The organism is Rhodococcus sp. EPR-157 (assembly GCF_001647195.1).
Classification (GTDB): Bacteria; Actinomycetota; Actinomycetes; order Mycobacteriales; family Mycobacteriaceae; genus Rhodococcoides.
Genome location: NZ_LVCV01000635.1, coordinates 1 through 10,848, shown reverse-complemented (window position 1 = coordinate 10,848; position 10,848 = coordinate 1). Strand labels below are relative to the sequence as shown.

Here is a 10,848-nt window from a genome sequence, read left to right as displayed (position 1 = left end):
AAGACGGCACCAAGGCGCTCGCGACGGTCACTCTCGGCGACGACTCCGGGATCACTTTCGCCACGTTCGACCAGCTTCTACCGCAGTTGGAAGTCCCGAACGTCACTTCGCAGTTCGCCGGCGGGTCGGTCGTAGGCATCTCGTTCAGCACGACTCTCGAAAGCGACCTGGTGCGCTCCGAAGCCATCGCCATCCCGATCGTTCTCGTGCTGTTGATCATCATCTTCGGTGGCGTTACCGCTGCAGCGGTACCGGTGTTCGTCGGAATCCTCAGCATCCTCAGCGCGCTCGCCATCTTGCGTGCGCTGACGTCGTTCACGGAAGTGAATTCGTTCTCCCTCAACGTCGCCTCGCTCCTCGGACTCGGCCTGGCGATCGACTACGGCCTGTTCATCGTCAGTCGGTTCCGTGAGGAAATGCGCGAAGGTGCCGAACCGGCAGATGCAGCGATCCGCACGGTCCTCACCGCAGGACGGACCGTCATCTTCTCGGGCCTGCTGCTGATCTGCGCATTCGCAGGCATGCTCGTGTTCCCACAACCGGTCGTCAAATCACTCGGATTCGGCGCGATGGCAGCTGTCTTCGGGGCAGCGGTCCTGTCACTGACGGCAGTTCCAGCACTCCTCGCGATCCTCGGCCATCGCATCAACTCCCTCACCTGGAGCAAGACGGCGTCCGACCGCAGCGACGCACGTGCACAGAAGTTCTGGGGTGGCGTCGTCACCAGGGTCATGCGCAAACCTGGAGTCGTAGCCGCCGTCATCATCGCGGCACTGCTCGTTCTCTCCGCGCCGATCCTCACGGTGACTCTGGGGCAGGTCGACTACACCGCACTCCCCAAGGACGATCCCGCTCGCATTGCCGTCGAGACGTTGAACACCGAATTTCCCTCCACCGGCGAAGGGGCCACCGTAGTACTGCGCGGCCTCGACGGCCAGAAACCGCAGGGCTCTCCCATCGCCGACGTCACCCGACAGGCCGACGACGTCGACGGCATCGCACGCGTCGAATTCTCCGGATCGGCAAACGATTTCGTGGTCCTCGAGGCAACCTACGGCGAGCCGGGTGAAGGAGAAACCGAAGAGCAGTCGACCAGCGCAGCCGTCGCGGAACTACGCCAGATGACGCCTCCGGACGGCACCGAGATTCTCGTCGGTGGAGACCGCGCACTCGTCGACGACGGAAACGCCGCAATCGCGAAGTGGCTGCCCGCGATGATCGCGATCATGGTGATCTCGACATTGATCCTGCTGTTTCTGGCATTCGGCTCGATCGTTCTTCCGTTCAAGGCCGTACTCATGGCCGGGCTGAGCCTCGGCGCCACCTTCGGCGTCCTGACCTGGATATTCCAGGAAGGGCACGGTGCCGAACTCCTCGGAATCACACCCGCACCACTCGAAGCGACGTTCGTCGTCCTCATCCTCGCGGTCGTCTTCGGGCTGTCCACCGACTACGAAGTCTTCCTGATGTCACGGATGGTCGAAGCACGAACCGCAGGAGCGACGACCGAGGAAGCAGTGATCGTCGGAGCCCAACGCACCGGACGCATCGTGACAGCCGCGGCCCTGATCCTCATCATCGTCACCGGTGCGTTCACCATCTCCGACCTGTCGATCATGAGATTCCTCGGTGTCGGCATGATCCTCGCACTGATCATCGATGCCACCATCATCAGAATGCTGCTGGTCCCATCGCTGGTGAAACTAATGGGCGAGGCGAACTGGTGGGCTCCCGCCTGGATGAAGAAGGTGCACGCGAAGGTCGGGATCGGGCACTAGCGGAGGCCGCGGGGGTGGCCGAACGGCCGCGTAGGGGTGACCGAATGACTGTTTCGGTCACCTTTGAGGCCGAACGCGCACCTTCCATCGAACGCGCACGTTGTATGCGGCTGCAAACTGCGCACCGGCTGAAAAGTGCGCGTTCAGGCCCGACCACACCTCGAATCGCAGCGAATGTCTCTTTCGGTCACCTCACGAGGCCTGGCCTCACAACTTACTTAGGAGTAAGTTGGCGGATATGGCGAACTACATCGTTACCGGCGGTACGGGCTTCCTCGGACAGAACGTGATCCCACTTCTGCTGGAGCGCGACCCGGACGCAGAGGTACATGTCCTGGTTCGGCAGCAGTCGCTCGCTAAGCTCGAGCAGCAGGCCGCAGCACTCACCGGCAAGGATCGGATCCACCCGCTCGTCGGAGATCTCACCGAACCCGAACTCGGATTGAGGGAAGCACCGCCCACCGTCGATCACATCGTCCACCTCGGTGCCATCTACGACATGACCGCCGGCGACGAACAAGCGTCGACCAACGTCGACGGCACCCGAGCCGTCGTCGAGCTCGCGGTTCGCACCGGCGCGAGGCTTCACCACATCTCCTCGATCGCCGTCGCCGGAGACTACTCCGGAACGTTCACCGAGAACGACTTCGACAATGGACAAGGCTTCCCGACGGCGTATCACCGGACCAAGTTCGAGTCCGAGGAGATCGTTCGGGAGTCGGCGACCGACTGGCGGGTCTACCGGCCGTCAGCCGTATTGGGTCACTCGGAAACCGGTGCGATCGACAAGATCGACGGCCCGTACTTCTTCTTCCCGTTCTTCGCCGAACTGGCCAAACTCCCATCGACGCTTCCCATTACAGTTCCCGACATCGGATCCACCAATTTGGTTCCAGTCGACTACGTCGCAGCCGCCATCGTCGAGTTGATCCACCGGAACCCGCTCGGACAGCGAGTTTTCCATCTGGTCAATCCTGATCCGCAACCGATGCACGAGGTCTACAGCGCGTTCAGTGCTGCGGCGGGGTCGAAAGCAAAGGTCATCGGAATTCCCGGTGCGATCGCCGCGCCGGTTGTTTCCCCGCGTCGGGGGGCTCTCCGCAACGGTCGCAATGCGCTGCTGTCGCGGTTCGGGGTTCCGCCGGTCATGCTCGATCATCTGACTCTGCCGACTACTTTCGACTCGACTACAACGCAGAATGCGTTGAGCGGCAGCGGAATTACTCCGCCCCCACTCGCAGCGTACGCGGACACCCTCTGGAAGCATTGGCAGAAGCATCTCGACCCGAACCGAGCACGCCGTAGTGATCCTCGCGGGCCTCTGGTCGGGCGCCACATCGTCATCACCGGCGGGTCGTCGGGTATCGGCAAGGCCAGCGCCGAGTCCACGGCCCGCAAGGGCGCCACTGTCATCCTGCTCGCACGCGGCGCTGAACAGCTCGAGACCGTCGTGGCGGACATTCGCGCCGACGGCGGTGATGCATACGGTTATCCGTGCGATGTGACCGACACCGAATCGGTCGACCAGACGGTGAAAGCCATTGTGAGCGAACATGGTCACGTGGACATGCTCGTCAACAACGCCGGCAGGTCGATACGCCGATCCTTGTACAGGTCCACCGATCGCCTGCACGATTACGAACGCACCATGGCAGTCAACTACTTCGGTGCCGTGCGGTTGGTTCTCGCGCTGCTTCCACACATGCGCGCGCGCCGATTCGGACACATCGTCAACGTCAGCAGCGCTGCGGTACAGGGACATACACCGCGATTTTCTGCATACGTAGCCAGCAAGGCTGCACTCGACGCGTTCGCCGACGTGGCGGCAGCGGAAACACTGTCCGACGGAATCACCTTCACCACCATCCACATGCCGCTCGTCGCGACGCCGATGATCACACCGTCCGGCGACAAGAATGTCGGCCCGGTCGTGTCAGCAGAAAAGGCTGGAGCGATGGTCGTGCGTGCGCTGATCGACAGGCCGAAGAGAATCGATACACCGCTCGGCACACTGGGTCAGTTCAGCAGCATCTTCACGCCCAAGGGCAAGGATCGCACGATGCACCAGTTCTATCGTAAGTTCCCGGATTCCGCGGCAGCCAAAGGCGAGCAATCCACCACGCCGGTCGAGACCGAACTCATGCCGACCAGAAAGTACGACTCCTCGACACCATCTGCACGGGCAGCCAAGCTGGCGCGCCGACTGGGCCGGTTGGTTCCTGGCGCTAACTGGTGATGGAGCGAAACATCGCGCGTGCCCAGATTCGGCCGAACCCGATTCCGAGGTAGCCGAACGTGCCGAGCGCCAGTATCCATTTGGTGATGCTGACTGCTGTTGTTGCGCGCACCACGAGGTCGGTGATGTGCTCGGGGTGATCGAGAAGGTGTAGGCCGACGACGTTCTCCACGTAATCTCCTGCCGCAGAAACGATCGGGGCGACGTCGAGCGCACGAGCGACCGCAGGCGACAGATCGGTCGACTTCTCCAACCGGGACGCCCCGGCCCGTAGCGCCGCGGCATAGATTGCTGGATGGACGAAGTCCGGGTAGTAGTGACTGCGGAACCGAGCTGTGTCGACCTCGTCCATACTGCCGAGGATCTGCCGGTAGCGGTCGGCCGACCATGCCGTCTGCACTTCGAGAACACGAGGTGCAGCCGGGCCGAGCAGTCGGACGATAGTAGCCTGCGAGACAACGAAAGCCGCCGACCAGGCAATCAGCGGAATGTCCCGAGTAGTCAGTCCCATACGTCGATAGTAAGGCGTCGACGGGTTCAGCTGTCGCGCATCAGGAACGGCAGCACCACGGCTTCGAAGTCCGAATACTTGTCACGATGAATACTGTGACCGGTGTCGAACGATACAACCGAGCATTCGTCGATCGCCGCGACCATCGAATCGAGTCGCCCCGGATCCACCATCCCACCGGGCCCGCCACGGAGGACGAGAGTCGATGCTCGAATCTCCGAAAGCCTGCCCCACCACACCGCATTCGGCCGTCGGAATTGGGCTATCGCGGGTGATGTCATGGAACGGTCGTAGGCGAAGACAGCGCGTGGGTGTCTGATGACGCTCGTGGCCGCGTGCCACAGTTCGCCGGGACTCGGCAACCGCCTGGCGAATGTCGGTGTCTCGTCACCATCCTTGATGGGTATCGGCATCTCTTCGATCACGAGCGAGCGGACTATCGACGGCCTGTCCTGCGCAACCACTGTCACTGCGTAGCCGCCGAGCGAGTGCCCGACGAGATCCACCGCCGTCAGCTTCAGGTGGTCGAGCACCGCCGCCACGTCTCGTCCGAAAGCGTCGAACGAGTAGTCGGTCGTGTGTGCGCTTCGGCCATGACCTCGAAGGTCGATGGCAACGACACGACGACCAGCCGCCGTCAATGCGGACGCAAACCGATCCCACGTCCCACTGTCGCCACCCATGCCGTGCACCAGGACGACCGGGCAGAAATCGCGCCGACTGTCGACGCCGCCGGTGTCCCGGAATGCAATACGGACGCCGTCGACGTCGAGTTCGGCCACTTCCACGCTCATGGGTCCAGGTTAGAGCGACGCCTGTGGATCGTCCTGCGCCCGGGGGTCACTCGTAGATACCTTCGACCCGCCAACCGTCTTCGTCGTAGATCAACAGCAGTGCGCGGCTTTCCTCGAACAACACCTGCACACGTGCACCCTGTGTGCCTATCGTCGGGTCCCACCAGCGCTCGTCGAGCGGCCATGGCCCTGCCCAACCGCTGAGCATCCAGTTCTTGCTGCCCCAGCGAAGGACTGCGGGCCGGCTGTCGAAGCCGCCGCGCTCATCGATTCGTACTCCGTTGCCGCTACTGTTTTCCAGCATCACCCGAGGAGATGTGTCGAGCACCGCGGCAGGTGCCGGTTGCGGCAGCTTTCCCGGCCACGGAGCCGACGGGTCGGACAGCGGGACCAACTCGTCACCCAGGCTGCGCAGAGTCACACGTTCGACCGGTCCCCTGCCTCCACTCAGCACACCGATCTTCACCGCATCACCACCGATAAGACCCTGTACCCGTACCAGCGCACGCCGTGCCCGTTCCTCTTCGTCGCCGACGCTTCCCCACAGACCCAGCTGAAGCTCCCCCGCAGCGACAACTTCCACCGGCTCCAATCGAAGCGTCGTGATGCCTGCTGTCGGCTGTCTCTCGCTGCGACCGGTCAACCATCCGTCGAGCTGCCACCGCACCCGATCGGCAGTCCCTTCCGGAGTCAGCGGTTCTGCGCACCGCCATATGCGTGAGAGATTCTCCCCGTTTCCAGTCGACGCATGGACGAGGAGACGAGTGCAGGCCACCGCCGCCGCTGCAAGCTTGGTATGCAGTCTTTCCGCCATGCCTCGTCCAGCGAACGCCGCGGCGTCGACACGATCGATCGGCGGGTCACATGTGTACTCGACGTTCAGATCCGGTGGCAGATGCCGCGCCGACGGCGGACGTTCGGCCTCACCTCTCGCACTCCGATGAGCCAGCACAGCGTCCGTTCCGAATCTGGATGCCACATCACCTGGAGTGAGTGCAGCGAAATCGCCGATGGTGCGCAGACCCAGACGTCGGAGCAGATCGATCAGGTTCTCGCGATCCGCCGCGGCAAGGCTCGGTTCGGCTGCAAGTTCCGAGACAGGTAGTGGCGCGAGATAGTGCGCGCCTTTTCCTCTCGGAACGATCGCGGCATGCCTGGCTGCGATGACTGCCGTCGACAACTCGTCGGCGATTCCTATCTGGCATTCGACTCCTGCGCTCGCGGCCTGATCGATCAAGCGCTCCGCGGCTTTGTGCTCGGATCCGAAATATCTGCTCACCCCTCGGGCACCGAGAAGCAGCAAGCCCGGCCGCAGCACCTCGACTCCCGGTGCAATCGCGTCGACAGCTGCGGCAACCGGTTCGAACAATCGCCCGTCTCGATCCGAATCTGCCGTTGCCACATGAACTTCGGGGCAGCGCGCTTGAGCCTCACGTTTACGTAGTCCGCGTCGCACACCCTCTGCACGCGCCGGGGCGGAACAGGCGATCACACGATTGGCCGATACGACCGCCACCGGACTCGTCGCCGGAAGATCTGCGACGGCGGCTGCCGCTACGGCCGGCCAGTCCGGGCACCAGAGTGCAACGACCCGGCTCATGCGAGTACCGCAATCCTGTCGGTAGGACGAATGCCTGCAGAGACACCGAGCGGAACCTCGAACCATTCGATACGACCGTGCTCGGATCGAAGATCGAAACACGTACGCCGGGGACGCATCGCCTTACCCTGCGCGCACACTTCCAATCGCAGAGTTCGCAGCCTGCCCCGACCGGCTTGCTCTCCGGTTCCCACTCCACCGACACTGCGCACAGCGGCGTCGAGTCGCAGGTCGACACCGTCCCAGTGTCCATCCGCGACCAGCAACGACGCACCTTTGCTTCGAGCGCGCGCAATTACGGCACGCGCCCGTGACGGAGGCACGGAACGGCCGCCGAGACCCAACACGACGAGATCCAAGCCGTCGAGAAGGATGGCCGCCACCTCTACCGGATCCTCACCGGGATCGGGTACGACAGCCAGCCGATTCAAGTCGGCGCCCATCTCGGCTGCAGCCAGCAACCCGAACCGCGGTTGCCCGACTACCGCCACATAGCCGCCGGACGCCGTGACCGATGCGACCAGACCGAGCATCAGTGACCCAGCACCCGAGATCGCAGTCACCGATCCTCTGGCAAGACCTCGGTGCGGGAGCAGAGTCGCGAGTGCGTCGGGAACAGCCAACACGGCCTTGGCAGGTAACTGATCCTGCCTCTCCTCGTCTTTTTCCCTTTCGACCGACGGTGCCGGATAGGACGGCGTCGGATATGACAGGGAACGTGCCTCACCCCGCGGGGGAACCCCCGCCATACGTCGCCGAAGATAAGCGACTCTCTCCGGTAGTGACATATCGTCGAGAGAGACGTTCGGATCATGTGGAGCGTCGGCAGGAACAGACATGCTTTTCCTCCCCGGTGAATCGACGAAATCAGGTACACGAGCCCGCTCGCAAGACGACCGGGAAGTTTCGTCTTCGAACAGACTTTCGAACATGCTCCAGTAAAGCCGCTCCGCCGACCATCGTCAAGATGGCCTCGAAGCCCCAGGTGGAGACCTCGGAGTCACCGCCGGGCCACCGTCGTGGGCAGTGACGCTCGCTGTCCACTAACCTGTGGTCGTGACCGAGCAGCAACGCACCGCACGGGTCGTCGGACCCGACTACCTACTCGCCGGCAGGTACCGTCTCGCCTACAAGCTCGGGGGCGGCGGAATGGGCGCGGTCTGGCTTGCGCAGGACACACTCATGGGCCGCAAAGTGGCCGTCAAACAGGTCACGTCGACGGCTAACCTGAGCGACAAGGCCGCTCGCGAGGTTCGCAATCGGGCCATGCGCGAGGGACGGATAGCCGCCAGGTTGTCGAGTCCGCACGCCATCGCCATGCACGACGTCGCCATCGAGGGCGGCGAACCGTGGCTCGTCATGGAGTACATGCCCTCGCGCTCTCTTGCGCAAGCGCTCAACACCACCGATTCACTACCGCCCTACGAAGTAGCTCAAGTCGGTGCGCAGGTCGCCGACGCACTCACCGAAGCGCACGCGGCCGGAATAGTGCACCGCGACATCAAGCCCGGCAACATCCTCATCGCCGACCGCGGACGCACTCTCGGCATCGTCAAGATAAGCGACTTCGGTATCTCCCGCGCGAAAGGTGATGTCGAGGAATCGGATTCCTCGGTCATCACAGGGACACCGGCGTACTTCGCACCCGAGGTGGCACGCGGCCAGGATCCTACCGAAGCGAGCGACGTGTTCTCGCTCGGCGCGACGCTGTACACCGCGATCGAGGGAAGGCCTCCGTTCGACATCGACCAGGACTCCATCGCCCTGCTACACCGGGTGGCGCGTGGCCAGATCATCACCCCCACCAGATCCGGCGATCTCACCTCGGCGTTGCTGCACATGCTGGAGCCTGATCCGGCCCGCCGACCGACGATGTCGCAGGCTCGCGACGAGATCATCAGAGGAGCAATCAGCCCCCGCGGAACCATTGCTCAGCTCCGTGGCGTACCACTCACCGCATCCGACGGCGGCGTGCCCACCTGGGCCCACCGGTCGACCCCGGTGGCCGAAACACGCAAACCCTCACGCGAATTCGGCAACACTATCGCTGGACTTCCAGCCGTCCGCTCGAGTGGACTGGGCGAGGATCACACCCCCAAGGCCTACTCTCCCCCACCATTCGACGCGCCGAAGAAGAAGAACCCACTCGACACCGTGCTGGATCGAATCGACGACGTCGTGGGCGACAAGGTCGACGTCCCGCCCGCCGTCGTACTCGCCGGACTCGTCGCAGTGGTGGTTCTGGTGCTCATCCTGATAGTCGCACTTCTGTAGGCGCTCAACGCGATCGAGAAAGAACGACACTCAATCGATACGCCGATTGTGCGCCCATCGGGTCAGCGCATTCCGGTTCGATTGCTGGGTCTTTCGGAGAACGTTCGACGCGTGGGTTTCGACGGTCTTGACCGAGATGAACAGATCCTCGGCGATCTCACGGTAGGTGTACCCACGTGCCAACAGCCGCAGGACCTCGAGCTCACGAGGGGTCAGCGAATCGAGCTCCGGATCGAGCGGAGGTTCCGGCGCTGCCGACTTCCCGGTGAACGAGTCGAGTACGAACCCTGCCAGGCGCGGCGAGAAGACCGCGTCTCCCCCGGCGACGCGTCGAACACCGTCGGCCAGTTCGGATCCGGAGATGGTCTTGGTGACATACCCACGCGCACCCGCGCGGATGACGGCGATGACGTCCTCGGCGGCGTCGGACACCGACAGCGCGAGGCATACCGGACCGGCCTCGATCCGACCGAGCACTGCGACACCACCTCCGTCGGGCATATGCACGTCGAGCAGTACGACATCGGGTTTCGTCGCCGCGATTCCGGCTACGGCATCGGCGACACCCCCTGCTTCCCCGACCACTTCGATGTCGCTCTCACGTCCGAGTTCGGCTCGTACACCGGAACGGAACACTGCATGATCGTCGACGAGAAAGACACGGAAGGTGTCGGTCACCTTGGCTGCTCCTGCGGTATCGGTTGCTCGTTGGTCTTCACACGTGCTGCATGAGTATCTTCTACGACAGTGCGGGGCATCAAGATTCGAACCTCCGTCCCTTTGCCTACCTGCGAGCGTACCGACACCTCCCCTCCGCGGCGTTCGATTCTTCCCCGAATCGATCGGGTAAGGCCTTGCCTGTCGAGCGGAACCAGGTTCTCGTCGAAGCCGGTTCCTCTGTCTCGGACGAAGACCGTCACCTTGTCCGGTTCGGTCTCGGCGAACAAATCGATGTTGGTCTCACCGGAGTGTTTCGCGGCGTTGACGAGCGCTTCACGGGTCGCGCCGAGCAGAGCGGTGAAGTGCTCACGCTGCAACCCCGAACTGGAGTCGTCCGCCGACAGCTGCACGTCACCGACCGTAATGGGCCTGACCGTGACTCCGTGCTGATCCTCGACCTCGCCCGCGATGGTCTTGAGCGCTTCGGCAAGTGAAGAGTGGTCGGGATCTCCGCCTTCGAACAACCACTTGCGGAGTTCGCGTTCCTGGCCGCGTGCCAGCCGCATCACTTCCTGTGGTTGATCGGATTGCTTCTGTATCAACGCCAGCGTCTGCAACACCGAATCGTGGAGATGCGAGGCGATCTCCTCGCGCTCTTCGTTGCGAATTCGAGCCGAGCGCTCGGAGTTCAAGGTGCGCCACATCCGCAGCCACAACGGAACTGTCAGCAGAGCAGCACCGATAAGGGTGACGATGACGGCCAACAACGACGAACGGACCGAGGCGATATCGACGCGTGCCAACACCACGACGCCGAGGCCGAGCACGATGAGAGTCGCGCCGCCGACGACTCGAGCCCAACTCAACACAGTCGGTTTCTTCGGCATCCCGAGGATCGAACGCGGACCGTCGGAATCGAACTCCCGCCACACCAGCGCCGCACCGACCACGACGACGACGATCGGCACAAGCGCCGACGCTGCCGTCCCGTCCAG

At 63.2% G+C, this 10,848-nt stretch carries 9 protein-coding genes; 3 read left to right on the top strand and 6 right to left on the bottom strand.

The window, feature by feature from the left end:
• Together A2J03_RS26990 and A2J03_RS26985 are read left to right on the top strand one after the other, a co-directional pair.
• Window positions 1-1,778, top strand: a 1,778-nt coding sequence (locus A2J03_RS26990; RefSeq protein ID WP_068380479.1) for an MMPL family transporter, incomplete at its 5' end; no start/stop codon positions are given.
• A 238-nt stretch (window positions 1,779-2,016) separates the two neighbouring features.
• Window positions 2,017-4,014: an SDR family oxidoreductase gene (locus A2J03_RS26985; protein WP_068380476.1), complete on the top strand. Its 1,998-nt coding sequence runs from the start codon at window positions 2,017-2,019 to the stop codon at window positions 4,012-4,014.
• Here A2J03_RS26985 and A2J03_RS26980 read toward each other — a convergent pair.
• The 4 genes from A2J03_RS26980 to A2J03_RS26965 are packed head-to-tail and all read right to left on the bottom strand — an operon-like array spanning window position 4,004 to window position 7,758.
• Window positions 4,004-4,525 (bottom strand): hypothetical protein, encoded by a 522-nt coding sequence (locus A2J03_RS26980; RefSeq protein WP_068380473.1) that lies wholly within the window; start codon window positions 4,523-4,525, stop codon window positions 4,004-4,006. The two genes, A2J03_RS26985 and A2J03_RS26980, sit on opposite strands and share 11 nt — an antisense overlap.
• 26 nt (window positions 4,526-4,551) lie before the next feature.
• The gene (locus tag A2J03_RS26975; protein ID WP_068380470.1) at window positions 4,552-5,319 is read right to left on the bottom strand and encodes an alpha/beta fold hydrolase; all 768 of its coding nucleotides are present in this window, start codon (window positions 5,317-5,319) and stop codon (window positions 4,552-4,554) included.
• Between the two features lie 46 nt (window positions 5,320-5,365).
• On the bottom strand, window positions 5,366-6,919 hold the full coding sequence (locus tag A2J03_RS26970; protein WP_068380467.1) for a DNA polymerase Y family protein: 1,554 nt from the start codon (window positions 6,917-6,919) through the stop codon (window positions 5,366-5,368).
• Window positions 6,916-7,758: a hypothetical protein gene (locus A2J03_RS26965; protein ID WP_156520614.1), complete on the bottom strand. Its 843-nt coding sequence runs from the start codon at window positions 7,756-7,758 to the stop codon at window positions 6,916-6,918. The genes A2J03_RS26970 and A2J03_RS26965 overlap by 4 nt, the downstream gene beginning before the upstream one ends.
• A 211-nt stretch (window positions 7,759-7,969) precedes the next feature.
• Here A2J03_RS26965 and A2J03_RS26960 point away from each other — a divergent pair, with 211 nt between their 5' ends.
• The gene (locus A2J03_RS26960; protein ID WP_068380464.1) at window positions 7,970-9,193 is read left to right on the top strand and encodes a serine/threonine-protein kinase; all 1,224 of its coding nucleotides are present in this window, start codon (window positions 7,970-7,972) and stop codon (window positions 9,191-9,193) included.
• A 30-nt stretch (window positions 9,194-9,223) separates the two neighbouring features.
• On the opposite strand, the gene A2J03_RS26955 is transcribed toward A2J03_RS26960, so the two are convergent.
• A complete protein-coding gene (locus A2J03_RS26955) occupies window positions 9,224-9,871 on the bottom strand; it encodes a response regulator (protein WP_068380461.1) in 648 nt (215 codons plus the stop codon).
• Window positions 9,868-10,848, bottom strand: a 981-nt coding sequence (locus A2J03_RS26950; RefSeq protein ID WP_068380458.1) for a sensor histidine kinase, incomplete at its 5' end; no start/stop codon positions are given. The genes A2J03_RS26950 and A2J03_RS26955, both read right to left, overlap by 4 nt.

Bases quoted from the DNA above. Each gene is read 5' to 3' on its own strand.
- A2J03_RS26985 (WP_068380476.1), top strand. From the start codon at position 2,017: ATGGCGAACTACATCGTTACCGGCGGTACGGGCTTCCTCGGACAGAAC.
- A2J03_RS26965 (WP_156520614.1), bottom strand. From the start codon at position 7,758: ATGTCTGTTCCTGCCGACGCTCCACATGATCCGAACGTCTCTCTCGAC.
- A2J03_RS26975 (WP_068380470.1), bottom strand. From the start codon at position 5,319: ATGAGCGTGGAAGTGGCCGAACTCGACGTCGACGGCGTCCGTATTGCA.
- A2J03_RS26970 (WP_068380467.1), bottom strand. From the start codon at position 6,919: ATGAGCCGGGTCGTTGCACTCTGGTGCCCGGACTGGCCGGCCGTAGCG.
- A2J03_RS26980 (WP_068380473.1), bottom strand. From the start codon at position 4,525: ATGGGACTGACTACTCGGGACATTCCGCTGATTGCCTGGTCGGCGGCT.